The 25,412-nt window shown below is 57.0% G+C and carries 22 protein-coding genes; 4 read left to right on the forward strand and 18 right to left on the reverse strand.

The genetic code is table 11. The features are described from left to right. Positions 1-170: 170 nt before the first annotated feature. From AC2FLU_RS08530 to recA, 4 genes are all read right to left on the reverse strand, one after another. Positions 171-794 (reverse strand): transglutaminase-like cysteine peptidase, encoded by a 624-nt coding sequence (locus AC2FLU_RS08530; RefSeq protein ID WP_480517070.1) that lies wholly within the window; start codon positions 792-794, stop codon positions 171-173. Between the two features lie 372 nt (positions 795-1,166). Continuing rightward, positions 1,167-1,454, reverse strand: coding sequence for a DUF1330 domain-containing protein (locus AC2FLU_RS08535; RefSeq protein WP_480517072.1), 288 nt, complete (start codon positions 1,452-1,454; stop codon positions 1,167-1,169). A 1-nt stretch (position 1,455) separates the two neighbouring features. Further along, positions 1,456-4,128, reverse strand: a complete 2,673-nt coding sequence (gene alaS, locus AC2FLU_RS08540; protein ID WP_480624407.1) for an alanine--tRNA ligase — start codon at positions 4,126-4,128, stop codon at positions 1,456-1,458. Between the two features lie 169 nt (positions 4,129-4,297). Then, positions 4,298-5,365: a recombinase RecA gene (recA, locus tag AC2FLU_RS08545; RefSeq protein WP_480472844.1), complete on the reverse strand. Its 1,068-nt coding sequence runs from the start codon at positions 5,363-5,365 to the stop codon at positions 4,298-4,300. Positions 5,366-5,557: 192 nt separating this feature from the next. Between recA and AC2FLU_RS08550 the strand changes: the two genes are divergently transcribed. Beyond that, the gene (locus tag AC2FLU_RS08550; protein WP_496808794.1) at positions 5,558-6,151 is read left to right on the forward strand and encodes a sulfotransferase family 2 domain-containing protein; all 594 of its coding nucleotides are present in this window, start codon (positions 5,558-5,560) and stop codon (positions 6,149-6,151) included. Between the two features lie 4 nt (positions 6,152-6,155). On the opposite strand, the gene AC2FLU_RS08555 is transcribed toward AC2FLU_RS08550, so the two are convergent. The 3 genes from AC2FLU_RS08555 to guaB form a co-directional block, all read right to left on the reverse strand. Further along, complete coding sequence (locus AC2FLU_RS08555; RefSeq protein ID WP_496808793.1) at positions 6,156-8,447, reverse strand: ATP-binding protein; 2,292 nt, start codon at positions 8,445-8,447, stop codon at positions 6,156-6,158. Positions 8,448-8,555: 108 nt separating this feature from the next. Next, positions 8,556-9,713 (reverse strand): RsmB/NOP family class I SAM-dependent RNA methyltransferase, encoded by a 1,158-nt coding sequence (locus tag AC2FLU_RS08560; protein ID WP_496808792.1) that lies wholly within the window; start codon positions 9,711-9,713, stop codon positions 8,556-8,558. A gap of 93 nt (positions 9,714-9,806) precedes the next feature. After that, positions 9,807-11,255, reverse strand: a complete 1,449-nt coding sequence (gene guaB / locus AC2FLU_RS08565; protein ID WP_480472852.1) for an IMP dehydrogenase — start codon at positions 11,253-11,255, stop codon at positions 9,807-9,809. A gap of 217 nt (positions 11,256-11,472) precedes the next feature. Here guaB and AC2FLU_RS08570 point away from each other — a divergent pair, with 217 nt between their 5' ends. Then, the gene (locus tag AC2FLU_RS08570) at positions 11,473-13,518 is read left to right on the forward strand and encodes an ASKHA domain-containing protein (RefSeq protein ID WP_496808791.1); all 2,046 of its coding nucleotides are present in this window, start codon (positions 11,473-11,475) and stop codon (positions 13,516-13,518) included. Between the two features lie 53 nt (positions 13,519-13,571). Here the strand turns inward: AC2FLU_RS08570 and AC2FLU_RS08575 are convergent, their stop codons facing one another. From AC2FLU_RS08575 to AC2FLU_RS08625, 11 genes are all read right to left on the reverse strand, one after another. Then, on the reverse strand, positions 13,572-14,678 hold the full coding sequence (locus AC2FLU_RS08575; RefSeq protein WP_480553547.1) for an alpha-hydroxy acid oxidase: 1,107 nt from the start codon (positions 14,676-14,678) through the stop codon (positions 13,572-13,574). Continuing rightward, positions 14,678-15,232, reverse strand: coding sequence for a sulfopyruvate decarboxylase subunit beta (gene comE, locus AC2FLU_RS08580; protein ID WP_209503877.1), 555 nt, complete (start codon positions 15,230-15,232; stop codon positions 14,678-14,680). The genes AC2FLU_RS08575 and comE overlap by 1 nt, the downstream gene beginning before the upstream one ends. Next, positions 15,229-15,735, reverse strand: a complete 507-nt coding sequence (gene comD, locus AC2FLU_RS08585; RefSeq protein WP_480517090.1) for a sulfopyruvate decarboxylase subunit alpha — start codon at positions 15,733-15,735, stop codon at positions 15,229-15,231. The genes comE and comD overlap by 4 nt, the downstream gene beginning before the upstream one ends. A 46-nt stretch (positions 15,736-15,781) precedes the next feature. Next, a complete protein-coding gene (locus AC2FLU_RS08590; protein ID WP_480553549.1) occupies positions 15,782-16,192 on the reverse strand; it encodes a universal stress protein in 411 nt (136 codons plus the stop codon). Between the two features lie 23 nt (positions 16,193-16,215). Then, complete coding sequence (locus AC2FLU_RS08595) at positions 16,216-17,196, reverse strand: alcohol dehydrogenase catalytic domain-containing protein (protein WP_480493122.1); 981 nt, start codon at positions 17,194-17,196, stop codon at positions 16,216-16,218. Further along, positions 17,193-17,954, reverse strand: a complete 762-nt coding sequence (locus AC2FLU_RS08600) for an SDR family NAD(P)-dependent oxidoreductase (RefSeq protein WP_480517094.1) — start codon at positions 17,952-17,954, stop codon at positions 17,193-17,195. Before AC2FLU_RS08600 ends, AC2FLU_RS08595 begins: the two co-directional genes overlap by 4 nt. Next, a complete protein-coding gene (gene hisD, locus AC2FLU_RS08605; RefSeq protein WP_480517096.1) occupies positions 17,947-19,254 on the reverse strand; it encodes a histidinol dehydrogenase in 1,308 nt (435 codons plus the stop codon). The genes AC2FLU_RS08600 and hisD overlap by 8 nt, the downstream gene beginning before the upstream one ends. A gap of 12 nt (positions 19,255-19,266) precedes the next feature. Beyond that, entirely contained in the window at positions 19,267-20,595 is a 1,329-nt protein-coding gene (locus tag AC2FLU_RS08610) for a TRAP transporter large permease (protein WP_480517098.1), read from the reverse strand. Positions 20,596-20,606: 11 nt separating this feature from the next. Next, positions 20,607-21,119, reverse strand: a complete 513-nt coding sequence (locus AC2FLU_RS08615; RefSeq protein ID WP_480517100.1) for a TRAP transporter small permease — start codon at positions 21,117-21,119, stop codon at positions 20,607-20,609. A 108-nt stretch (positions 21,120-21,227) separates the two neighbouring features. Continuing rightward, positions 21,228-22,373: a TRAP transporter substrate-binding protein gene (locus tag AC2FLU_RS08620; RefSeq protein ID WP_480472866.1), complete on the reverse strand. Its 1,146-nt coding sequence runs from the start codon at positions 22,371-22,373 to the stop codon at positions 21,228-21,230. Positions 22,374-22,396: 23 nt separating this feature from the next. After that, positions 22,397-22,582: a hypothetical protein gene (locus tag AC2FLU_RS08625; protein WP_480517102.1), complete on the reverse strand. Its 186-nt coding sequence runs from the start codon at positions 22,580-22,582 to the stop codon at positions 22,397-22,399. A gap of 134 nt (positions 22,583-22,716) precedes the next feature. Between AC2FLU_RS08625 and AC2FLU_RS08630 the strand changes: the two genes are divergently transcribed. Both AC2FLU_RS08630 and AC2FLU_RS08635 read left to right on the forward strand, forming a co-directional pair. Further along, positions 22,717-23,739, forward strand: coding sequence for a LacI family DNA-binding transcriptional regulator (locus AC2FLU_RS08630; RefSeq protein WP_496808790.1), 1,023 nt, complete (start codon positions 22,717-22,719; stop codon positions 23,737-23,739). 370 nt (positions 23,740-24,109) lie between these two features. Next, complete coding sequence (locus AC2FLU_RS08635) at positions 24,110-25,330, forward strand: APC family permease (protein WP_480472873.1); 1,221 nt, start codon at positions 24,110-24,112, stop codon at positions 25,328-25,330. Positions 25,331-25,412: the final 82 nt, after the last annotated feature.

Below are 25,412 nucleotides of genomic sequence, written 5' to 3' on the forward strand. Positions count from 1 at the left end.
TATTCGACAGCAAAAGCTTTGCTGGTCAAGGCTTCGGGGCTAGAATACGTCGATACGCAAAACGTTCGGATTAATCCGTCCAAACGTCAGGTCAAAGACTACACTCTTGGGCGCAGATCAAATCTGCGTCTAAGGGCAGGAATTTGTGTATGTCGAAGATTCCGCTGAGATCAGCTGCGCCCGTAAACGCCAACCCATTGACTGGGCCGCTTCGGGTCTTGCATGCGCAGGAACAGATAGCGCGTAGCTGTCCAGGGCTTGATCCGGTTTGTGAGATTGTCCAAGATCAGGTCGCCCTGCGCCGAGCGGTAAACCAGAACCGCATGAGGTGTCCGGCGTGTGTCCAGTACGGTTGCAATCAAAAGCTTACTTGGATCAACCCCCGCATGGATCAGATCTCTTTTCTTCAACAATGCAAAGTCTTCACAATCACCGCCTCTGGGTGTTGGCAATGCCCATCGCTCACGCGTTTTGTACTGAGACTGATCCGTAACTTCCCGGGTCGACGCATTAACGCGACGATTCACTTGATTTACCACCGTCAGCTCTTGGTGGCTGGACAACGTCACCGAACGTTTCGCAGTGCAAGCCCAGTTATATTGGTTGCATAGGTTGATTGCACCTGAAGGCGGAGGCGAAGACGCAACGGTAGGGATAAAAACGCCGTCGGATGCCTGCGCGACAGGTGCGGACGCTATGACGCCGATACACACGGTGCAGATGCCCAATGCGCGCGACGCAACCGATGCAAGCACGGCAACACACCTCTTGGGTAAATTCGTTAATGAAATCATGCGAGGTCCCCGATCCGATGTTCTTCGAGCGATTGCATGTCCAACTGCACCACATTCTGTTTCTTGAAACTATCTGTGATCAGGTGTTACGCGCAATCTTTTGAGAACCTGCAAGCGAAACAGGGCAAAAATTCGTCCGAGAATCTGACAATTTTACGTAAGAATTTTGTTGGCGCGGCCACAATTTGGTCAGGAACCATTCGGTAGAACGTGAGAACCGGAAGATAAGATATTGAAACCTAACAATTATATAAAAAACAGCCCGCTATCGCAGGCTGATCGGCATCAACCAAACATGACATAAGCCGAATCTTGCTTATCCACTGCCGGTTTTCTTGAAATTATCAGTGCCTTGGAAGCAAGGCCCAAATGTCACTCGGTGATTTCTACCACAATCAGTTCACGCTCGCTTGCGCCGCGCGCGTGATTCAGGGCTTGCTGGTACTCATCCGAGTGATAGCATTCAACCGCAACCTCCAGCGACGGGAAGCGCGCCACTACGTTTCGTGGACGTTCCTTGCCTTCCAGCTGAACGTATCGCGCAGCACGGGCGATAAACTCGCCCCCGTGCTTGGCGATGGCCGGTCCGGCCAGTTCGGCGTATTTGCCGTAAGCCTCGGCGTCTGTCACCGTGACATGCGCAATCCAAAGAGCAGGCATATTATCCTCCCAAAACCTGTTGTGCGGCCTTGATTGCCGCATCTGCATTTGATGCATCCTTGCCACCGCCCTGGGCCATGTCAGGACGGCCGCCGCCGCCTTTTCCGCCCAACTCGATCACGGCCGCTTTTACAAGATCCACCGCCGAAATCCGTCCGGTCAGGTCTTCTGTCACACCTGCCGCAACGGCCGCCTTGCCGCCCGTATCCGCAATCAGCAGCACCGCACCCGATCCAAGTCGGCTTTTGTGTTCGTCAATCAACGCAGGAAGGTCCTTGCCTGAAACACCGCTGAGGGCTTGCGCTAGGAATTTCACGCCATTCACATCCCGCGCCTCGGCACCACCGCCCTGACCGGCCCCGCCAGCCATAGCCAGATCCCGGCGCAACTGAGCCACTTCGTTCTGCAAGGCCTTGCGTTCGTCCAGAAGGCTTTTCACTCGCGCCACCACGTCGTCCGGTTGCGCTTTCAGTTCCGATGCGACCTGAGCCAGACGTTGATCTTGCGCCGAAAGATAGCGGAAGGCTTCATCGCCGGTCAGCGCTTCGATCCGGCGCACACCAGCACTGCTGGCGCTGTCACCCAACACAACAAAGGTGCCGATATCACCTGTCTGGCGCACATGTGTGCCGCCACAGAGTTCTATCGACCACGTATCTCCGTCATGACCTTTTCCTGTTGGCGCCTTGCCCATAGAGACAACACGAACCTCGTCACCATATTTCTCGCCGAACAGGGCCTGGGCACCCAATGCGCGCGCGTCGTCGGGTGTCATGACCCGGGTTTCAACAGTCGAATTCTGGCGGATGAAATCGTTCACCTCACGTTCGACTTTTTGGATTTCCTCCAGGCTTAGCGCTTTGGAATGACTGAAGTCGAACCGCAGACGATCCGCCGCGTTCAGCGAACCGCGCTGCGCCACGTGATCACCCAGCGTTTCGCGCAATGCTTCATGCAGCAGGTGCGTGGCCGAGTGATTGGCGCGAATGGCGGAACGGCGGGCATGATCAACCTCAAGCTCTACCGCATCGCCTTTGCGAACAACTCCGCTTTGAACTGCTACCTTATGAGCATAGACCTTGCCGTCGGCAAACTTCCTCGTGTCCTCTACGCGGCTCAGGTGATCGCGATCCTCCAGCCTACGCAACGCGCCAGTATCGCCGACCTGACCGCCGGCCTCTCCGTAGAACGGGGTCTGGTTCACGACGACCCAACCGCTGTTGCCCGCGTCGATCTTGTCGACCAGTGCACCATCAACAACCAGGGCGACAACCTGCGCTTCGGCTTTCTCGGTATCATAGCCCAAGAAATCCGTCGCACCGGCGGTATCCAGCACATCAAACCATACGACCTGATCCGCTGCTTCACCTGACCCGGCCCATGCGGCACGTGCCTTGGCCTTTTGTTCGGCCATCGCGGTGTCAAAACCGTCCGTGTCGACGCTCAGGCCCTTTTCACGCAGCGCATCCTGCGTAAGATCCAGTGGGAAACCATAAGTGTCGTAAAGCTTAAAGGCCGCTTCACCTGACAGGGGTGCCCCCTCGGAAAGCCCTGAAACCTCATCATCCAGCAACTTCAGACCACGATCCAGTGTCTGCTTGAACCGGGTTTCTTCCAGCAGCAGCGTCTCTTCGATAAGCGGTTGCGCCTGTTTCAGTTCAGAATAATGCCCGCCCATCTGCTGCACCAGCGTAGGCACCAGGCGATGCATGACAGGATCCTTGGCGCCCAGCAGGTGCGCATGGCGCATGGCGCGGCGCATGATCCGGCGCAGAACGTATCCGCGACCGTCATTGCTGGGCATCACACCGTCTGCAATCAGGAACGAGGTCGAACGCAGGTGATCCGCGATCACCCTGTGATGCACGTTCTGGTCGCCATAGGGATCGACACCGGTCGCATCCGCCGAAGCCTCGATCAGGGTCTTGAACAGGTCGGTGTCATAATTGTCATGGCTGCCTTGCAACAGCGCCCCAATCCGTTCGAGCCCCATACCGGTGTCGATGGACTGCATGTCAAGCTCGACCATCGAGCCATCTTCGAACTGCTCGTTCTGCATGAAAACGACGTTCCAGATTTCGATGAACCGGTCGCCATCTTCCTCGGGTGATCCTGGAGGGCCACCCCAGATGTGATCGCCGTGATCATAGAAAATCTCAGTGCACGGACCGCAAGGTCCGGTCGGACCCATCTGCCAGAAATTATCATTGGTGGCGATGCGGATGATCCGGTCCTCGGGCACACCGACCTTCTTCCAGATTTCAAAGGCTTCATCGTCGGTATGGTAGACCGTGGTCAACAGGCGGGTCTTGTCGATACCGAATTCCCTGGTGATCAGCTCCCATGCAAAAGGGATCGCTTCATGTTTGAAGTAATCCCCGAATGAGAAGTTCCCCAGCATCTCAAAAAACGTGTGGTGACGCGCCGTATAGCCAACATTGTCGAGGTCGTTGTGCTTGCCGCCCGCCCGCACACATTTCTGGGCCGTGGTGGCGCGTTTGTAATCGCGGGTTTCCAGACCGGTAAACAAGTTCTTGAACTGCACCATGCCTGAGTTCACGAACATCAACGTCGGGTCATTGCGCGGCACCAGCGGGCTGGACGCGACGACCTCATGCCCTTGTTTTTCAAAGTAGTTCAGAAAAGTCGATCGGATGTCGTTCAGGGTTGGCATAGGGCTCTCTCGGCGCACATATATCTTGGTCTCCGTTGGTTTAGCCCCCCGTCAAGTGAGTGTCCACAGCAGAGGCACTCTGGAACGAAACAAGGCGACCCGATCAGGCCGCCTTGTTACAACTGTTGCAGTCTTTACGCAGAGGCTACGGATCACCCGCCTCAGGGCATCAGGCCTCCAGAATATCGTCATCCTCGGCAAACCCTGGCGACAAGTCGAATTCCAGCCCATGCGCCGCGCGGATCTTGTCTTCGATATCCAACGCCACCCGGCTGTTTTCCCGTAGGTATTGTTTGGCGTTCTCACGCCCCTGCCCGATCCGCTCATCACCATAGCTGAACCAAGACCCGGACTTTTCGACAACACCGGCTTTGACACCCAAATCCAGCAATTCGCCCATCTTCGAGATGCCTTCGCCATACATGATGTCGAACTCGACCTGCTTGAACGGCGGGGCCACCTTGTTCTTCACAACTTTTACGCGGGTCTGGTTCCCGACCACCTCATCCCGGTCCTTGATCGCGCCAATCCGGCGGATATCCAGCCGAACCGAGCTATAGAATTTCAGCGCGTTGCCACCGGTTGTGGTTTCCGGACTGCCGAACATTACGCCGATCTTCATCCGGATCTGGTTGATGAAGATGACCATGCAGTTCGAGCGGCTGATCGAGCCTGTCAGTTTGCGCATCGCCTGGCTCATCAGTCGGGCCTGCACACCGACACTGCTGTCGCCCATGTCCCCTTCGAGTTCCGATTTCGGCGTCAGGGCAGCGACCGAGTCGACAACAACCATATTGACCGCGCCCGAGCGCACCAGAGTATCCGTGATTTCAAGCGCCTGCTCACCGGTATCGGGCTGCGAGATCAGAAGCTCATCCAGATCAACACCCAGCTTGCGGGCATATTGCGGGTCCAGAGCGTGTTCCGCATCCACGAACGCGCAAACTCCACCCCGCTTTTGCTGCTCAGCTATACAATGAAGGGTCAAAGTGGTTTTGCCCGAGCTCTCAGGCCCGTAAATCTCAACAATACGCCCCATCGGCAGTCCGCCGATACCCAGCGCGATATCCAGACCCAGCGACCCGGTCGAGCTCGCCTCGATGTCCTGCCGGGCATCTTCGCCCAGTTTCATGATCGATCCCTTGCCGAACTGCCGTTCGATCTGGGCCAGCGCACTGTCGAGCGCCTTTTGCTTGTCTGCGTTTTTCTTGTCGCTCATAGTCAGAAGATCCGCCATTGTCCTGTCGCCTTCCCTTTTGTCACACCCTTAATCGGGCGGCAATCGCTGCTTTGTTCGCCTCTTGTTCCTTATGAGATCAAAAAGAGAACATTTCAACCAAAACTTACAGAAATCAGTCTTCTGCAATTGTGTTAAAGAGTCGTTTACGACAATCTGCACAAGTAACATGGCAATTTTTCGGATCGGTAAATGCTTGTTTTTTATAAAGAACGACTGGCTTTTCTTTCTGTCCCCAAGACCGGAAGCACGGCTTATCATACGGCGTTGCGTGACCGGGCAGATCTCATCGTTTCACATCCACCAGAGCTGAAACACGCCTCGGTGCGTCGGTATGACCGGTTTTTCCAGACCATGTTTCGAAAACTGTTTGATACCGAGATGGAAATTATGGCCGTTGTGCGCGAGCCGTTGGATTGGCTGGGCAGCTGGTACCGGTTCCGCAGTCGCGAAGACTTGATAGGTCAACTACGCTCGACACGTGACATGAGTTTTGACGCGTTCGTGCAAGCCTATTTACAGGACACACGTCCAGAGTTTGCCAATGTCGGCAGCCAGGCGCAATTCTTCCGTACCCGCAACGACAGCGCTGGCGCTCATCATATCTTCAAATACGAACATCAGGACAAGGTGTTGGGTTTTCTGCAATCACGGCTGGACATGCAGATCGATCTGAAGCGCGAAAACGTTTCGCCTCAGGGAGATTTACATCTGTCACCAGCCACCGAGCAGAAGTTTCGTAGTGCCTTCCCGGAAGAATTTGCGCTGCACAAAGCCGCATTGTGATTCATCAGTTGAGTTGTTGAAACACGGCCTCAGTCAGTTGGTTAAGGGAAAACGGCTTGGGCAGAAAGGTTGAGTTGGCAATATCCGGACCCGTATCGCCGAAAACGCCTTCGGTATACCCGGACACGAAGATCACACGCGCGTCCGGGCGCGTCTCCCTGGCCTTGCGCACCCAGGTCGGCCCGTCCATTCCCGGCATGACTACATCAGTGACGAATACATCAACACTTAACGCGGGATCTTCAAGCAGTCGAAGCGCCTCTTCCGCCGAGTCCGCCTCGAGCACGGTGTAACCCTTCAGCCGCAGGGCGCGCGTTGCAAAAGCACGAACAGGCGCCTCATCCTCGACCAGCAGCACCACGCCCTCACCCTGCCTGGCACTCTGAGATTCGGGCTGGGCTGGCAACTCGGCTTCGACTTCGGTCGCTGTCTCACAAACCGGAAGGAAAACCGTGAACTCGGTACCCCGTCCAATAGCACTGTCGACAAAGATGAAGCCGCCGGTCTGCTTGACGATCCCGTATGCCGTTGACAACCCCAACCCGGTGCCTTCACCAGTTCGTTTCGTCGTGTAGAAGGGTTCGAAAATCTTCTGCAGCTTGTCTGTCGGTATACCAACGCCGCCATCTACAACCTTGACTGTCACATAGTCGCCCGGTTGCACGGTTGCCCTGTCCCGCATCAGAGGTTGCGAAAGGGTCAACACGCTGGTCTCGATGCGAATTTCGCCCCCGTCCGGCATGGCATCCCGCGCATTAACGACAAGATTCATCAGCACCTGCTCGAGTTGGCGCTTGTCCGCCCGCACGGGTTTGAGCACCGGATCGTGGCTCAGCGTTAATTGCACCTTTTCGCCAACCAAACGGTTCAGCAGGTGAATAAGGTCCGAGATCGTGTCACGCAGATCCAACACTTCGGGCCTGAGGGTCTGTTTCCGCGAAAACGCCAAAAGCTGACTGACCAACGCGGCGGCCCGGTTGGCATTCTGATTGATCTGCACCAAATCCCCGTAATCCGGGTCATTCTGGTCATGGCGCAGCAGCAGCAGATCGCAGTGACCCGAAATGGCTGTCAGCAGGTTGTTGAAATCATGTGCTACACCTCCGGCCAATTGCCCTACGGCCTGCATCTTCTGGCCCTGAACGAATTGAGCTTCCAGCGTCTTCAGTTCAGTCGCATCGTTCAGAACCGCGATCAGGTATATCTTTCCGTCGACAAACACGCGGCTCAGGGTGACTTGAACAAAGATTTCCTTGTCGTCTCTGATGAACTGCAAGAACTCTGATCGCTGCGTTTCTTCTTGCGCTTCGGTCCGTTTCAACCATTCCAGCACAGGGCCACTCATGCCCCGCATGATGTCGCTGATATTACAGCCTTCAAGCTGCTTCTTTCCCGACAGTTTCGCCGCCAGCCGATTACTGTCCAGGATGATGCCGTCCTCGGAAAGCCTGAGAATTGGAACCGGAAGGTCGGAGAAAGACATGACCGCATCCTGTGCGGGCATCTGCGTAACCGGTAACAAACAAAGGCTTCGTTCCGACCCGGATTGAGAAAGTTCGGACACGGCTGCCAGAATATGACCATCGCGGGTCCTGACCGCGTTGACAGCTCCAATCCGCGGTTCTGCTTCGCTGAAAATATCCTGCACTCCGGCAGGGTGCGCACCAAACAAACGCTCGGCCGTGGCATTGACGCGCAATACATCACCTGCGCGTCCAATGGTTACAACCGGCAAGCCAAGGGTTAGCCAGCTATCCTGCTGAACGCAGTTAAAGCTCCAGCAGAACAGCCCCGGCCTCAATCGATGCACGGAAACTGAAATGGACCGGCCGCCACCGGGAAACTCGCTCTGGGCGCGTCCCGCGGATTGCGCACGTGATTGCAGGCTCAGTAAGATCGCCGATGGATTGGCAAACTTGGAGCGTAAACAGCGGGCCAGGGTTTCGCCCCGTACGGCCCCCAACTTTTTCTCCGCCAGGACGTTCGCAGCCAATATGTCACCATTCCCGTTTGAGATCACAACCGGAGCATCCTCGCGCTCTGCGAAAGCGGCCAAAAGGGCCGATATCTGATGCAAATTCCTGTTTGTAATCGCCCCCTTGATCCCAAACAAAAGCGCCACACCCAACAGGGAGATGCCTGTTGCCAGCAATCCTTTTGTCCAGTCCGACGGCATAAATCCAACCGCAGGTGCCAGGCTGATCAACAGCGCCAGAAACACCAACGACCCGATCCGAAACACCGATGGAGTATTGGCGGCTGAAGGGGCTGGAAAGAACTCAGTGGTGTCAGGCATAAACGGCTCGGGCACAGGTTTTGCGGTAATAACAGGTAGAATTGGTTAACACTCGCCTAACGGCGCTAAAAAACAATTCAGCTACCCAAGGTTGTATTTACTGAAAGATCAGCGCGTCAAGTGTGACGTAAAGAATCCGTCGGACCCGCGCGTTACCTGCCATGCGTGCCGGAAGGTTTCGCGCCAGCCCGCATGTTGCGCCAGAAACCTGTCGACAACCGCATCGTTCTCGTCCGCAAGAACCGAACACGTTGCATAAGCCAGCACTCCACCTGCTTGGACCAGCGGCGTGATCTCGGCAAGAATGTCGCCCTGACTGGCTGTAAGATCTTGCAAACGTTGTTCGGTCAGCACCCATTTGCCTGCTGGTGCGCGCCGCCACGAACCGCTGCCAGAACACGGGGCGTCGGCCAAAACGACGTCAAAAGGCCCGTGACCAGCTAGTTCCGCGCTGTTCAGGATGGTTATTCTGGCCCCTGCCCGTTCTGCCCGAGCCGGAACATCCTTCATTCGGCGCGCATTCACATCATGAGCGTACACTTCGACACCCTTGTAGGCCGCAATCGCAAGCGACTTGCCACCGCCTCCGGCGCAGTAGTCCAAAACGCGCATTCCAGGGCGCAGATCCAAGGCAGCAACGACAGCCTGACTTGCCGCATCCTGAAGCTCGACCAAACCCTGAGCGTAAGCCTGACTTTGCGCGATCTGACGCGCCCCTTCTGTCACCTCCAGAGCAGTCTCGCATAACGGCGTTGGACGGGCTGAAATGCCGTCGGTCGCCAAAGCATCAATCGCCCGGGTTACATCCGTTTTTAACATATTGACCCGCAGAAAAACCGGGGCGCGCTCTTGCAATGCCAATGCGCATGGCACGGCGGCATCGTTCAAGGATGCAACGAACCGTGGCCACAGCCAGTCGGGAAGATCATATCTCTCGGCGTCGGATGCAAAAGCTCTTGATATTTCGTCATTTTGAAGGGCTTCCGGCGCGTGGCGGTCGCCGGTAAACAACTCAACCGGATCTTCACCCGATGCGCGAATTGCGCCGATCATCAGGCCGCGGCCAGTTCCGGAACCGCCCAACGCAGCAAACGAGCGTTTGCGCCGCAAAGCGTCAAACACATGATCGCGAATAGCTGCCCGGTCCTTGGAGCCCGCAAACCTGCTGCGCCGTGCCCAGCCGGTTAGCGCCTTTTCAACCGGGGCCCCAGCGAGAATTTCATCCAGAATTTCAATCGAGGCCTGAACGCGGGCAGCAGGTGTCATCACGGATTACCTTGGCTGAAACAGGCCGTGACAGGCCAATCCAAAATCACTACGGCACCCCGTGCATGGGTACCGTATGTCATGCGCAACGGCTTACATCAGCCGGTAGTTCGGGCTTTCACGTGTGATCTGAACATCGTGTACGTGGCTCTCTTTCAAACCTGCGCCCGTGATCTTCACGAATTGGCAGTTTCTGCGCATCTCTTCGACAGTCGCGCAGCCGGTGTATCCCATCGCAGCGCGCAAACCACCAACAAGCTGGTGGATCACTGCGCTGGCTGATCCTTTGTAAGGAACCTGCCCTTCGATCCCTTCGGGTACCAGCTTGTCATTTGCCGCGTCCTTCTGGAAATACCGATCCGCCGATCCGCGCGCCATCGCACCAAGACTGCCCATACCGCGATAGGATTTGAACGACCGGCCCTGATACAAAATGACCTCACCCGGGCTTTCATCTGTGCCCGCGATCATCGAACCGACCATGGCGCAAGACGCGCCGGCCGCAATTGCCTTGGCAAAATCGCCCGAGAACTTGATGCCACCATCCGCAATGACTGGAACATCCCCCGCCGCAGCCGCACAATCACTGATCGCGGTCAGCTGAGGGACACCAACGCCCGCCACCATGCGAGTTGTACAGATCGAGCCGGGGCCAATGCCCACCTTGATGGCGTCAGCACCCGCGTCGATCAGCGCCTTGGTCGCCTCGCCTGTAGCCACGTTTCCGGCAATGATCTGAACCTCGTTCGACAGAGTCTTGACCCGTCTGACCGCATCCAGCACCCCCTGAGAGTGACCATGCGCCGTATCGACGACGATGATATCCACGCCCGAAGCCACCAGCTGCTCGGACCGCTCAAAACCCGCGTCCCCAACCGAAGTCGCGGCAGCCACTCGCAGGCGGCCAAGCCGGTCTTTGCACGCAGTTGGATTCAGAACCGCCTGTTCGGTGTCTTTCAGCGTTAGCAGACCTGTCAGTTTTCCCGTGCCGTCGACCACCAGCAGCTTTTCGATACGACGGGCCCGCATCAGGCTTTTGGCTTCTTCCAGATCGGCGGGTTCTTTCAGCATTGCCAGGTTTTCCGAGGTCATCATCGCCTTGATCGGCGTGTCGTCGGAATTGGCAAAGCGCATATCCCGGTTGGTTACGATACCAACCACGCGGCCATCCGCGTCAACTACCGGGAAACCGGTGAAATTATAGCGCTCGACCAGAGCCTTCGCATCGGCCAGGGTTTGATCCGCGCGCAAGGTAACAGGGCTATAGACGATACCCGACTCGAACCGTTTGACGCGGCGAACCTCGCGAGACTGCTCTTCTACGGAAAGGTTCTTGTGGATGACCCCAATACCGCCTGCCTGTGCCATGGCAATGGCCATGCGCGCCTCGGTTACCGTGTCCATGGCCGAGCTCAGCAGCGGGATGTTCATGGTAATCTCACGCGTGACACGCGTGGTTGTGTCCGCTGTTGCCGGCAGCACTGAAGATGCGGCCGGAACCAGAAGAACGTCGTCAAAGGTGAGTGCCTCACGAATCTGCATCTGAATACCCCATGCAAAAGCCCGTTTGGCGGTGACCCTATTGCATGGATTGAACCAAAGGAAAAGCCCTTGGGGGCAACTCTGTGGCTCCAGTTGCCTATACAGCCAAAGAAAACGACGCATGCCGCGCAAATCGTGCCGCTGTTGGCCCTTTCCCTTTGCGCTCAAACCCATATCTTGCCGGGAAAACGCGCGAACACAAAAAGGCATGTCACTCATGACCACCGACCCACTTGTCGTCTTTACCCCGTCCGGCAAACGCGGGCATTTTCCTGTCGGCACGCCAATTCTGACCGCAGCCCGCCAATTGGGAGTGGATCTGGATTCGGTCTGCGGGGGCCGTGGTATCTGTTCAAAGTGTCAGATCACCCCAAGCTATGGCGAGTTTCCCAAGCACGGCGTCACGGTGGCCCAGGATGCGCTGAGCGAATGGAACGCGGTCGAGCAGCGATATGACGACAAGCGTGGCCTGAAACCAGGTCGTCGTCTGGGCTGTCAGGCCTCGGTTCAGGGCGATGTCGTGATCGACGTGCCGCCGGAAAGCCAGGTACATCGTCAGGTCGTTCGCAAAGCCGCCACCGCACGCGCCATCACCATGGATCCGGCAACTCGTCTGTATTTCGTGGTGGTCGAAGAACCCGACATGCATTCGCCAACCGGTGATCTGGAGCGCCTTGAACGTGCGCTGCGCGAACAGTGGAATATTGACGCGGTCACGGCGGACCTGTCACTTTTGTCCAAGTTGCAACCGGTTCTGCGCAAAGGCAAATGGGAAGTCACTGTGGCCGTTCACAAAGGTCACAAGGACAGCGTCGCACGCATTGTCGAAATCTGGCCCGGCTTGCACGAAGGCGGGCTGTTTGGGCTGGCCATCGACCTTGGCTCAACTACGATTGCGGCTCACCTGACCGACTTGGAAACCGGCGAGGTCAAGGCCTCATCGGGCCTGATGAACCCGCAAATCCGCTTTGGCGAAGACCTGATGAGCCGTGTTTCATATTCCATGATGAACCCCGGCGGGGATCAGGAAATGACAAAAGCCGTGCGCGAGGCGATCAATGATCTGACCACCTCAATCGCTGAAGAAGCCGGCATTGACACCGCGCTGATCGTGGAAACGGTGTTTGTCTGCAACCCGGTCATGCACCATCTGCTTCTGGGTCTGGACCCGGTGGAGCTGGGTCAGGCGCCTTTTGCCTTGGCATCGTCCGAGTCGATGTCCCTGTCCGCACGCGAGATGGAACTGACCAACATGAACCCTCGCGCGCAGGTCTATATCCTACCTTGCATCGCGGGCCATGTAGGCGCGGATTGTGCGGCGGTTGCCCTGTCCGAGGAACCCGGTATTTCCGAGGATTTGGTTCTGATCGTCGATGTGGGCACCAATGCCGAAATCCTGCTGGGCAACACCAGCCGAGTTCTGGCCTGTTCCTCACCCACCGGGCCTGCGTTTGAAGGCGCTCAGATCAGTTCTGGCCAGCGCGCAGCACCCGGCGCGATCGAGCGGATCGAAATCGATCCCCTCACCAAGGAACCCCGCTTTCGCATCATTGGGTCCGAGAAATGGTCGGACGAAGACGGCTTTGACCTTGATGTCGCCACCACTGGTATCACCGGTATCTGCGGCTCGGGCATTATCGAAGCTGTGGCCGAGATGCGTATGGCCGGCCTTCTGGATGAAAGCGGCCTGATCGGATCGGCCGAGCAGACTGGAACGGCCCGCTGCATCCCCGAAGGCCGCACTCACGCTTACCTGATTCACGATGCCAGCGCCGAAGGTGGCCCCCGCATCACTGTCACGCAAGGCGACATCCGCGCCATCCAACTGGCCAAATCCGCGCTTTATGCCGGTGCGCGTCTGCTGATGGACGAGATGGAAGTCGACAAGGTGGATCGAGTGGTTCTGGCCGGTGCCTTTGGCGCCCATATTTCAACCAAGCACGCAATGGTTCTGGGCATGATCCCTGATGCTCCGCTGGACAAGGTCACCAGCGCGGGTAACGCCGCTGGTACAGGCGCGCGGATTGCGCTGTGCAATATCGGATCACGCGCTGAAATCGAACGCGTCGTGCGCGAGATCACCAAGATCGAAACCGCAATTGAGCCGAAGTTCCAAGATCATTTCGTGGCCGCCAACGCGATCCCGCACAAGACCGATCCGTTCCCGGAACTGGCGCAGGTTGTCACGTTGCCCAATCCAAGCTTCAACACAGGCGGAGAAAGCGAAACAGGCGGTGGACGCCGCCGCAGACGCCGCGGTTAAACCAGCATAGGAACGACTCGAAGGTACGCCTCGGGTCGTTCTCCATATTTGGTTCAGGTTGCGCGTCGCACCTCGTCCAGCGACGAAACGCCCATCTGCGCCATGGCAATACTCATTTCATCACTCAGCACAGACCACAGCTGCTCAAGCCCTTCTTCCCCTTCTGCCGCGATTGCAAATTGCAGGATGCGGCCGAAGAAGGCAAAATCTGCCCCGTTTGCCAAGGCTTTCAAAACATCCTCGCCCGAGCGCAAACCGCTGTCGTAAAACAGCGGATAATCCGGACCGACGGCGTTCCGAATTTCCGGCAATACGGCAATCGGCGCTGGCGCACTGTCCAACTGGCGCCCTCCGTGGCTTGAGACCTGAATGGCATCGACACCTGCCGACTTGAGGCGCAACGCGTCTTCAGCATCCAGAACGCCTTTGACCACCAGCTTCCCGGCCCACTGTTCGCGCAGACGGGCCAAAGTCTCCCAAGTCGCCTTGGCCCGGCTTTCCCGACGATCAAAATCATATCCGCCCATCAGGAAATTCGCCATACCGGGCTTGCCCCGCAGCAGCGTGGACAGCGACCACCGCGGATGAAGCGCAAAATCAAGCACCTGTTTCGGGCCCATTTTGAACGGCATCCTGAACCCATGGCGCAATTCACGCGGGCGACGCCCCACTTCGGGCACGTCCACCGTCAGCACCAGTGTTTCGTACCCCGCTGACTTTGCGCGCTCGACCAGCTTGAATGTACCACTGCCATCACCGCTGAAATACAGTTGAAACCAGGCATGTCCTTCTGCCTCGAGAATCAGGTCTTCCATCGGAGTCGATGCGACGGTTGATACCCCAAGCGGCACCTCGTACCGCGCCGCAAGACGTGCCAGCATCAGGTCTGCACCGGGGGCCGACAGGTTGCACATACCCATCGGTGCGATGCCAAACGGGCGCTGGGTCGACCTGCCAAAGACGGAACAAGCAAGCGACCTTTCACTGACGTCTTTCAGAATCCGTGGACGAAGGATCTGCGCATCCAGTGCAGCCCTGTTTCGGGTTGCGCCAACCTCGGCCCCGGCAGACCCATCGATATAGTCAAACACCATCCACGGCAGGCGCCGCCGGGCCAGGCGGCGCGCGTCTTCGGAACTGTGGATAGCGCTGGATAGCATCAGGCCTGTACGGCCTTCATGAACCGGTCGCGGATCACCACCGGATCCATCGTGATAACCGGCATCTTGGCATTTCCGCTTTCACACTTGGCCACGATGATGGTCATCTGTTTCGAATCCAGCGCTTCTTGCAGCACGCGGCCGGTATCTTCTGCCTGACATTCGATTACGCGCTCGCATCCTGCGGCTTCCGCCATTTTCGCCAGAGAGGTCTTCTGCCCCGCATATGTCGGCTGATCCCCAGTGGACCCGTACGACCCATTGTCGACGATCAACAGGATATAGTTGTCCGCCACGTTATTGGCGATGGTCGGCAAGGTACCCAGATTGGTCAGGACCGACCCATCCCCATCGATCACGATAACAGGCTTGGGCTGCGACAAGGCCAGACCCAGACCGATGGATGAGGCCAGCCCCATCGTGCCCAGCATGTAGAAATTGGTGGGCTGGTCGTCGATGGCATGCAGTTCCTGACTTGGAATGCCGATGTTACAAACAACAAGCTGATCGCGCAGGATCGGAGCGATTTCTTTCAGAATTTCAGAACGGATCATTGGTCGCCATAGCCTCCCCAGAAACTGGCATCGGTCAAAATGGCGACCGGTTTGTTGCACATAAAGGTGTATTTGAGGATCGCGTCGAGTTCCTCAACATCTGACTGATGGTGGAAGTGATAAGTCGGGATATTCAACTGAGCCAACAGCGCTTTTGTATGCACAGCCATTTCAACCTGGCAGGCAACCGGTTCGCGCAGCTCTCCGCGATAGGAAATCAGCATGGGCAAAGGCATGCGATAATACTGGATCAGTGTCGCCAGCGTGTTGATCGTCACACCGATTGCGGTGTTTTGCATGATGATCGCGGGACGCTTGCCGCCCATCCATGCTCCGGCGCACAGGCCCATCCCCTCGTCTTCCTTGTTGGACGGGATGTGATGGATGTCCTCTCGCTGGTCGATTTCAGCGATGACGCCTGCCAGTTGCTTGCAGGGGACGGTGGTGACGAACGAGATATCGTTGGCCACCAGATCGTCGGTTATCTTCTTGTCTATGTTCATGGTCGGGCTGTTGGTCCTGTTGGGGCGCATGGCGCGATGAAGGAAATCAGGTTCTGCGGTGTACGTGTACAGCGCAGGGGGCATGACGAACGACGCGTGACGCTGTCGATCCCAAAAAATAGTCGCTCAGGTCCGGTTTGTGGGAACCTATAACAATGCAGTCCACATTGTTGCTGGTCGCGTAGTCAATAATGGTGCGGGCGGTGTGCCCTTTAATGATTTCGGCTTTCACACCGTCGAGCCCGTCAACCTTTTGCAACAATGCCCCCCTCGCACGTTCGAACCCTTCGGCCACTGCGGACTTGTCCAGATAGGCGCTGACCGATCCCTGTGGCATTTCGTAGACATGTAAGCCTATGATCTCGGCCCCGTTTTCCGATAAGGCATGCGCGACTTCCAGCGTATGTTGTGAAATGCCGTGATCCAAAGCCATCGGGACCAGAATTTTCTTGTACATGGTGGCCTCCAGTTCTGTCGGGTTTATCCCCAGGGTCTCAGGATAATCTTCGGTGCGGCTACGGAGCCAGAGCGGATATCGCGAAACGCCTGGGCGCCATCGGCCAATGCACGCTCTTCAACCCAATTCAGGGCGCCAAGACGGCCGTCAAAGATCGCTTGAGCGGTGTCGCGGAAATCCTGCGCGGAGTAGGTGTAGGATCCGATAAAGGTAATTTCCTGCAAGGTCATGCGACGCACGTCCAGACCTCCGGCATCTTCACCCAATCCGACATGCACGATCACGCCGCCCGGCGCGGCCATGGCCGAAGCGACCGACCGTGTCGCGGCATATCCGACAGCATCAATGACCAACGGGAAAGACCCATTGGGCGCATCCACGAGTGCAAAACTTTCGATTTCCGCCAGAAAAGCCCGGCGCAACGCGTTTGGTTCCGCGATTGTAACGTCTTCAATGCCCTGTGCCCGCAGGGCCAAGGCCGCCGCAAGGCCAATGGCCCCACCGCCAATCACCAAGGCGCGGCGGTCCATCGCAGAATGCAGAGCCTCGATCCCCAATCTGACTGCGTGCCAGCTTACCGCCAGAGGTTCGGCCAGCGCAGCTTTGGCGAAAGAGACATCCTCGGGCACGTCGACAAGATTTCTGCCGGGCATCGAGACATATTGCGCGAACGCCCCTTCGCGCGGCGGCATCGAGATGATCTGTCGGTTCGGGCACAGATTCTCGCGACCCGTCCGACATGCATCGCATTGACCACAGCTTACCAGCGGGTTGATCGTCACCCGATCACCAGCGCGGATACCATCAGCGATGACACCGGCTGCCTCGTGCCCGAGGATCAGAGGCGCTGGGCGACGTGTATCATGGCCCAGATAAGCGTGCATGTCCGATCCGCAGATGCCAACCGCCTCGACCCGGATCAGGTGTTCCGATGCGCCCGGTTCGGCATTCGGCACATCGTCGAACACCATTTGTTCAACACCTTTGTAAACCAGAGCCTTCATTTGGCTGTAAACCCTCCGTCAACCATCAAAACCTGCCCCGTGACATAGTCAGACGCCCGAGAGCATAAGAACAAGATCGGCCCGTCAATATCCTGCATCCGCCCATTGCGTCCGATACAGGTTTGCTCGGCGTTCCGTTCTGCGCGCTTGGAGTCGTCGAACACGGCCTGCGTCAGTTCGGTGGGGAAGAACCCCGGCCCGATGGCGTTGGCGGTTATGCCAAAGGGCGACCAGGCCTCGGCCATGGCGCGTGTCAACTGCCCGATCCCCGCCTTGGATGCGCCATAGGCGATACCACCAGGAAAAGCGCGCGTTGTTTGCAGCGAGGCGAAATTGACAATACGCCCCCACCCCTTTTCCTTCATCGCCGGAACCATCGCCTGGCTGAGGAAGAACGGTGCGCTGAGGTTTAGGGCAAGCGTGGCATCCCACCCCTCAGGAGTAACATCATCCGCAGCCTCACGCGTGTTCACCCCAGCCGCATGGACTAGAATATCGGGGGGGTCAAACTTGGAAGCGACGGCCTGCGTCAGCGCATTCACCCCATCGCGATCTGCAACGTCTGCAACAACCGCTGCAGCGCGCGTGCCAATCTCGGCCTGCATCTGCGCCAATGCCTCGCTGCGCCGGGCTACGCCGACAACACGCGCACCGGCAGCGGCAAGAGTCCGAGCCACTTGCCGCCCAAGCCCCGAGCTGGCACCGGTGATACACGCCACCCGGCCTGTCAGGTCGAATAAAGTGCGCGGGTCATCCATCGGCGGTCAAGTCGAACTGCTCGTCCGGGAAATACTTCGCAAGACGCACATCTGCGGCGCGGGCGTGACCTTCCATTCCTTCCAACCGCGATATCCGCGCGGTCGCTTCGGCAATGGGCTTCGACCCTTCGCGCGTGGCCCGCTGCCAAGTAACTATCTTCATGTACTTATGGACACTCAACCCGCCAGTATAGCTGGCCGCGCCCGATGTTGGCAGAACATGGTTCGTACCGGTCGCCTTATCACCGTATGACACGGTGGTTTCCTCGCCCAGAAACAGCGATCCATAACAGGTCAGCCGTTCCAGCCACCAGTCCAGATCCTCAGCCTGAACCGTCAGATGCTCAGGTGCATATTCGTCGGAACAGGCGGCCATCTCTTCGCGGTTGGAACAGACGATAACCTCGGCATAGTCGCGCCATGCGGCCGAGGCGTTTTCGCGGTTCAATTCTGGCAGATCGGCGATTAGCGCAGGCACCAGTTCCATCACTTTTTGCGCAAGGCCACGATCATCAGTGACCAGCCAGACCGGTGAGTTGTATCCGTGCTCCGCCTGACTGACCAAATCGGTGGCGACGACATGCGCATCGGCAGACTGATCGGCAAGGATCAAACTGTCGGTCGGACCTGCGATCATGTCGATACCAACCTTGCCGTATAGGATGCGCTTGGCTTCGGCCACGAATTGATTGCCGGGGCCCACAAGGATGTTGGCGCGTGGCAAACCAAACAGACCGTAGGTCATGGCGGCAACGCCCTGCACGCCCCCCATAGCCAGAATGCTGTCGGCCCCACTGATATGGGCCGCATAAACGATGGCAGGCGCAACCCCTTCGCCAGGGCGCGGAGGCGAGCAGGCCGTGATGTGGCGACATCCCGCAACCTTGGCGGTGGTCACTGTCATAATTGCGCTGGCGATGTGGCTGTATCGCCCACCCGGCACGTAACACCCCGCAGCATCCACTGGAATCGCCTTCTGCCCAGCAACGAAGCCCGGCACGATCTCAGTCTGGACGTCAGAAACGGTGGCTTTTTGCGTCTCGGCAAAGCGCCGAACGTTGTCGTGGGCGAAACGGATGTCGGCCTTCAGCTTTTCAGAAACTTTTGCACAGGCGGCCTCAATCTCAGCCGGGGTCAGCAAGACATTCCCTTCGTACTTGTCGAACTTGGCGGCATATTCTCTTGCCTTTGCATCACCGCCCGCCTCGATATCGGTCAGAATGGTCTTCACCGTATCATGCACCTCTGAGGCGTGTGATTGAGCCGTTAAAGTTGCCTTTTTCAGATATTCGCGAGGCATGTTCAGCAGGTCCTATTGGTAGATTTCAGGTAACAATGTTGTCGACACGGCTGGCACGTAGGCGATCAGGATCACCACGATCAGCATGGTCAATACGAAAGGCACAGCTCGGGCGGCAATCTTCAGAATGGATTCACCGGTAATGCCAGACACGACGAACAGGTTCAGCCCAAGCGGCGGGGTGATAAAGCCCACTCCCAGTGCGGTGATCATCATGATGCAGAACTGGATCTCGTTCATGCCGATATTGTCAGCCAATGGTTTCAGGATCGGTGCCAGGATCACGATATTCGGTGTCGTCTCCATGACGCAGCCCGCTGCGATCAGGATGCCGATCATCAGCAGGATCAGCAGATACGGATCGTCTGTCAGCGAGGTCACCGAAGTGACAAACCCTTGCGGAACGCCCATGATCGCCAGCGCCTCGGCCAGCGGTGCCGAAAAGGCGATGATCGGCAGGATCACCCCGTTCACCTTTGCAGAGCTGACCAGCATCGACGGAAAATCTGCCAATGTCAGCGTACGCAGGATGAAGCCCATGATGATGGTGACGACAACAGCCGTGGCACCAGCCTCAGTCGGTGTCAGGCGCCCCGAGAAGATGCCATAAAAGATAATCCCCGGTACGATAAAGGCATACCAGCCGGACCTGAGCGCCTTGCCCAGATTGGCGAACCACTCCCCCATGGTCATCATTCCGCCGCCTTCGTAAGCATAAAGGCGGTTCATGATGATGTTGGTGATCAGGATCGACACCAGGATAGCCAGACCCGGGATCAGAGCGGCCAGAAAAAGCGTCGATGCAGAGATACCCAGCACAAGGCCAATGATGATATAGGCGATTGAGGGCGGTATCAGGATACCGGTGCAGGCACCGGCGGCGACCAGAGCACAGGCGTAGGGGCGCGGATACCCGCTTTCCACCAACCGGTTGATTGTCATCCGGCCGACCGCAGCAGCCCCGGCGGCATCCGACCCCGAAATCGCCGCAAACATTCCGCAGACCAGCACCGTGGCCGATCCGAAACCACCCTTGGCGAAGCATGTCAAAGCCTCGGCAACATCCAGAAACTTGCGTGACAACCCCGTCCGTACCAGAACATCCCCGGTCAGGATAAACAAGGGCACGGCAGTCAGGGCAAAAGCGTCGATGCCGGTAAACAGGCTCTCTCCGACAAGGCTGAGAGGAAGGTCACCGGACATGATCAGCATTACGATCGCAGCCGTTCCAATGGCCGCCCAAACCGGTACGGCCAAGGCGATCAGGGCAACAAACAGGATCACCGGCAGATAAAAATCCCAGCCCAGTTCAACGGTTTGATTGAGGGAGTTCCAAAGCATCCGGTTTCTCCTCAGTCAAACAGTTTGTCGCCTTCGAAGACGGGCGTGCCGTCGCGAAGGCATTTCAGATCGCGCAACAGGGATTGGATCAGTCGCCAGATCATCAGGGCAAACCCGGTCGGCACAGCCATCAGGAACCAAACCTTGGAAATCCGCAAACCGTCCGTAACGGAACCAAACTTGGCCGAAACGTGAACCGCTTCATACGACCAGTAGAGTGCGATGATCGCCACCATGAACATCACCAGATCGCCGAAGATATAAAGCAGCGCTTTGGGGCGCGGCCCGACATAGTGCATGATCACATCGATCCGGATATGGGCCCGCTCTTTCACCGCGGCAGCCGCACCTATCCAAGCCAGGTAGATAAAGGAATACCGTACGATTTCCTCGCCCCAGATCGAGGAATAGGCGAATATCTCGCGCCGCAGCACCTCGATGGCCATAGTGATCACCAGCATCACGTAGAACACCAGCAGCAACCAGCGTTCGGCGTTTCGGTCAATTTTCTGAAGAACGGTCATCTGATCCTCCGGCGATGGAACAGCCAGGTCCGCACCTGCCTTGTCGGGCCGCTGTTGGCCGCGCGGTACAAGAATCGTGGACGCCAGCAGGCGCCCACGGGTTTCACCTTAGGCGTCGTGGACGTAATATTTACCCTGCGTACCAGCCGCTTCGACCAGCTTCTCAAAGTTGTCCATCGAACCAGCCAGTTCCGTCTTGAACGGATCCCATTCCGAACGCTGATACCCACCGGCATCCTGCCATTCCGCCAGCTGATCATCGCTGAGCGAATGGAATTCAACACCAGCCTTGTTCAACTCGGCCATGGCATAGGCGCGGGCCGACGGAACCTTGGACAGGTTCTGATGACCAGTCATCTCGGCACCCCACATAATGCCTTCCTGCACGTCAGCAGGCATCGAGTTGAACCACTCCAGATTACAGGAATAAACCTGACTGTCCGGAACGGCCTGCGTGAAGGTCACATGGCTGAGGATGTCCTTGAAACCGAAAACATACAGCGCCCCTACCGACGGGTCGAGCGCGTCGGCAACACCCTGCTTGATCGCCGAAGGCGTTTCACCCCATGCGACAGGCGTCGGGTTGGCACCGACCATGCGATAGTATTGTTGCAGCATCTTCGATCCGGGAACGCGGAACTTGATCCCGCCCATATCTCCCGGGGTTATGACCGCATTGCCGCCCTGCCGGACTGCGACAACACGCGGATCGATATTCACGTAGAACAAGGCTTTGAAGCCTGCCGCCTCGACCTTGGGATGGACTTCGCTTTTCCACGTGTCTGAATGGACAAGGTTGGTGAAGCGCTGGTTCGACCCGCACAGATACGGCATGTTGATCAGGTCGACCGTGGACGCAAAAGGTGCAAAATTCGACAGAGAATGTTGCGCGGCCTGAATCGTTCCACCCTGTACTTTCTGCACCAGCGCGCCGCCCGCGCCTAGCTGGCCACCGGGGGCCAATTTGACATAGACCTTGCCGTTGGTGGCATTCTGGATGTTTTCCTTCAGGTCCAACTGCATGATGGGATAGCTGCGCGACGCGCCCAGCACATAGGCTGTTGCCACCGTCATAACATGGTCAGCGGCCTTCTCACGCTCACTCTCTTCTTTTGCGGTTTGCGCGGCGGCCTCTGAAGACCACAAAACACCCCCAGCCCCAGCAACCAATGCGGCTGTGAACGCGCCACTTGCGCTCAGCTTCAGAAAGTTGCGACGCTCTGCTGACGCCAGTTCAATCTTGTCGTTGTTCATAAATTGCCCTCCCAAGCAAAAGTTCAGCTGCCGTTCGTTGCGTTTCGGTCAGCTTCCTTTTTCAGAATTGCGACAACGAACAAAATCGACGCCGCGAACAGAACCAACATCTCTCCTACGTCGCCAAGAAACGCGCGGCCTGCGAAAGCACCCAAAGCAACGTTGGCGAAATAGATCGCGAAAACGACGGTAGATGCAGCAAGGACCATTTCCGGGACTCCCTTTCAGAATCGGCTCAACACCTTTGTAAGCGCTTACATATTTATTGCAAGCGCTTACATTGACCCTTTCATCATCTGAAAAATGCGATTAACTTAAGCCAACCAGAATTGAGAGTTCGAGAATGTCAAAACATCGGTCTGCTCCGACACTGGATGACGTTGCCAAGGCCGCGGGCGTTTCGACCGCGACAGTGTCCCGGTGTCTGAACAACCCGCAGCAAGTTGTTGAAGCAACGCGCAAGCGTGTCCTGTCGACGGTCGAAGAATTGGGGTACACGCCAAATTTCGCGGCCCGCGTGATGGCGGCCAAGCGGTCATTTACCATTGGCGCCATCATCCCAACCATGGAAAACGCTATATTCGCAAGGGGGTTGCAAGCGTTTCAGGAAGCGATACATCAGCGTGGCTACACATTGCTGGTCTCCAGTTCAGCCTATGAGCCCGAAGCGGAAAAGGATCAGATCCGAACATTGGTTGCACGGGGTGCAGACGGGCTGTTGCTGATCGGTCATGACAGGGACGCAGATATCTATGATTACCTGGATAGACGGAAAGTGCCCGCGCTGGTTGCCTGGTCCTTTCTGCCGGACAAACCTGTGCCGTCAGTTGGGTTTGACAACCGCAAAGCCATGAAAGCGCTGGCAGACCAGATCATCAGACAGGGGCATACGCGTCTTGCGACGATATCGGGTATCAGTTCGGGCAATGATCGGGCGCGGTTCAGGATCGCAGGGATAAAAAGCGCCATGGCCGAGCACGGCCTGCAGCCGGATGACCTAATGGTGATCGAAACCACGTATGAATTCGAAAATGGCGCGACGGCGTTCAGGGATCTCATGGCGAGAGACACACCGCCGACCGCAGTTTTGTGCGGAAACGATGTTCTGGCTGTCGGCGCATTGAGACAGGCGCAAAAAATGGGGCTCCGAGTGCCCGAAGACGTGTCGATTACCGGCTTTGACGACATCGAAATCGCGCGCATTGTCAGCCCCGCCCTGACAACGGTTCACGTGCCCCACCGTGAAATGGGTCAAAAAGCTGCGCAGGAGTTGATACGAATGATCGAAACGAACTCTGCGGGCCAGTCTTTGGAGCTTTCGACCTATTTGGTCACCCGAGACTCCTTGCTTGACCGCATTCCTTAAGGCTCAGAAAGTTCGGCAGTTCATTGCGTGTAAAAGGCGCACCGGTCTACGATTCAGTGTGACGATCCGCTTTCATTGACCTGAATCAAAGCACGCAAAGTGACCACATAGTGAAGTACGAATATATCAACGGGCCCGACGCTCACCTGCCTGACCCCAAGCAAACTTACCGGTGATCAGTATTTCAACGGCGCGAAGGTTTCACTCCACGGGCGCGGCAAATGCGAGGCGCGCTCTTCTGCCGACTACGCTCTGGCTTCTCGGGACAAAATGCACGTCAGTCACTCATATGATCGAGGCAACGGGACCAAGCAGAGAAACTTTAATGCCAACCCAAGACACGCAACGCATTCCAATTGGCGGATAGATGATGTCCATCGTTGAACAAAATACACCAAAGCTGCGACGGGCGCTGACGACCCCGCTGCTCACGCTCTATGGGCTTGGGGTAACCGTCGGCGCTGGAATATACGTGCTTGTTGGTGCGACAGCCGGGATTGCGGGCCCATTTGCCGCTGTTTCGTTCCTGATTGCCGCGCTTGTTGTTGCGCTGACTGCCCTGTCCTACGCAGAACTGGCAACCCGATATCCTGTGAGTGCGGGTGAAGCCGCTTATGTCGAAGCAGGGTTTCAGAAAAGCTGGATGGCCGTGCTGGTCGGTCTCGCCGTGGCCGCCTCGGGCATCATCTCGGCCTCGGCCGTGGCTATCGGGGCCGCGTCGTACCTTCAAACGCTTACAGGTTTAGGCATTTCAAGTCTGACAATCGGTGTAGTTCTGGTCATGGGGCTGATCGCCCTATGGGGGATCACGCAGTCGGTAATGGTGGCGGCGGTCATTACTGTCATAGAAATAAGCGGGCTACTCGTCGTTATTGGTTGGGGCCTGTCCCTTCCTGAGCCTCAGGGCTATGCGCTCACCCAGATGGTTCCCGGGCTGGACCCAAACGCCTGGAGAGGGATTTTTGCCGCTTCGCTTCTGGCGTTTTTCGCCTTTGTGGGTTTCGAGGACATGGCGAATGTCGCTGAAGAAGTTAAAGACCCCGCCGGAACAATCCCGAAAGCGATCCTGTTGACGCTTATTCTGGCCACGGTCTTGTATCTTGGTACGTCCATGACTGTTCTGTATGTGGTGCCGATCGATGTCCTTTCGACGTCCGCCGCGCCGCTGGCCCTGATTTTTACAGACGCGCCCGATGTTATCCAGCAGGGGTTTTCAGCCATTGCCATCGTTGCGACGATCAATGGTGTTCTGATCCAGATGATCATGGCATCCCGCGTGATTTACGGGCTCGCGGATCGGGATCATTTGCCAAAGTTTCTGGCTAAGGTATCTCAGGTCACTCAGACGCCAACGGTAGCGACAATCATGGTCACGGCGATAATCCTGTTGCTGACACAAACGCTTCCAATCGCCATTCTGGCCGAGCGGACGTCGCAAATTGTTCTGGGAGTCTTTGTGCTGGTCAATCTGTCACTGATCCTTTTGAAGACCCGGGCTGAAACCGATGAACCGCAGTTCCGCGTGCCTCTTGTTGTTCCTCTCTTTGGGGTGGTGACCAGTTTGTTGCTTTTTGCATCCGCATTTCTGTAACCCTGTGTCATTAGGTCAAGGAAATCCTGCAATGCGATTTACGTGAACATGACCACTGACCAGCCTTCTACAAGAGTGCGGC

Source organism: Ruegeria sp. SAZD013 (assembly GCF_059612525.1).

Bases quoted from the DNA above. Each gene is read 5' to 3' on its own strand.
- AC2FLU_RS08530 (WP_480517070.1), bottom strand. From the start codon at position 794: ATGATTTCATTAACGAATTTACCCAAGAGGTGTGTTGCCGTGCTTGCA.
- AC2FLU_RS08535 (WP_480517072.1), bottom strand. From the start codon at position 1,454: ATGCCTGCTCTTTGGATTGCGCATGTCACGGTGACAGACGCCGAGGCT.
- alaS (WP_480624407.1), bottom strand. From the start codon at position 4,128: ATGCCAACCCTGAACGACATCCGATCGACTTTTCTGAACTACTTTGAA.
- recA (WP_480472844.1), bottom strand. From the start codon at position 5,365: ATGGCGGATCTTCTGACTATGAGCGACAAGAAAAACGCAGACAAGCAA.
- AC2FLU_RS08550 (WP_496808794.1), top strand. From the start codon at position 5,558: ATGCTTGTTTTTTATAAAGAACGACTGGCTTTTCTTTCTGTCCCCAAG.
- AC2FLU_RS08555 (WP_496808793.1), bottom strand. From the start codon at position 8,447: ATGCCTGACACCACTGAGTTCTTTCCAGCCCCTTCAGCCGCCAATACT.
- AC2FLU_RS08560 (WP_496808792.1), bottom strand. From the start codon at position 9,713: ATGACACCTGCTGCCCGCGTTCAGGCCTCGATTGAAATTCTGGATGAA.
- guaB (WP_480472852.1), bottom strand. From the start codon at position 11,255: ATGCAGATTCGTGAGGCACTCACCTTTGACGACGTTCTTCTGGTTCCG.
- AC2FLU_RS08570 (WP_496808791.1), top strand. From the start codon at position 11,473: ATGACCACCGACCCACTTGTCGTCTTTACCCCGTCCGGCAAACGCGGG.
- AC2FLU_RS08575 (WP_480553547.1), bottom strand. From the start codon at position 14,678: ATGCTATCCAGCGCTATCCACAGTTCCGAAGACGCGCGCCGCCTGGCC.
- comE (WP_209503877.1), bottom strand. From the start codon at position 15,232: ATGATCCGTTCTGAAATTCTGAAAGAAATCGCTCCGATCCTGCGCGAT.
- comD (WP_480517090.1), bottom strand. From the start codon at position 15,735: ATGAACATAGACAAGAAGATAACCGACGATCTGGTGGCCAACGATATC.
- AC2FLU_RS08590 (WP_480553549.1), bottom strand. From the start codon at position 16,192: ATGTACAAGAAAATTCTGGTCCCGATGGCTTTGGATCACGGCATTTCA.
- AC2FLU_RS08595 (WP_480493122.1), bottom strand. From the start codon at position 17,196: ATGAAGGCTCTGGTTTACAAAGGTGTTGAACAAATGGTGTTCGACGAT.
- AC2FLU_RS08600 (WP_480517094.1), bottom strand. From the start codon at position 17,954: ATGGATGACCCGCGCACTTTATTCGACCTGACAGGCCGGGTGGCGTGT.
- hisD (WP_480517096.1), bottom strand. From the start codon at position 19,254: ATGCCTCGCGAATATCTGAAAAAGGCAACTTTAACGGCTCAATCACAC.
- AC2FLU_RS08610 (WP_480517098.1), bottom strand. From the start codon at position 20,595: ATGCTTTGGAACTCCCTCAATCAAACCGTTGAACTGGGCTGGGATTTT.
- AC2FLU_RS08615 (WP_480517100.1), bottom strand. From the start codon at position 21,119: ATGACCGTTCTTCAGAAAATTGACCGAAACGCCGAACGCTGGTTGCTG.
- AC2FLU_RS08620 (WP_480472866.1), bottom strand. From the start codon at position 22,373: ATGAACAACGACAAGATTGAACTGGCGTCAGCAGAGCGTCGCAACTTT.
- AC2FLU_RS08625 (WP_480517102.1), bottom strand. From the start codon at position 22,582: ATGGTCCTTGCTGCATCTACCGTCGTTTTCGCGATCTATTTCGCCAAC.
- AC2FLU_RS08630 (WP_496808790.1), top strand. From the start codon at position 22,717: ATGTCAAAACATCGGTCTGCTCCGACACTGGATGACGTTGCCAAGGCC.
- AC2FLU_RS08635 (WP_480472873.1), top strand. From the start codon at position 24,110: ATGTCCATCGTTGAACAAAATACACCAAAGCTGCGACGGGCGCTGACG.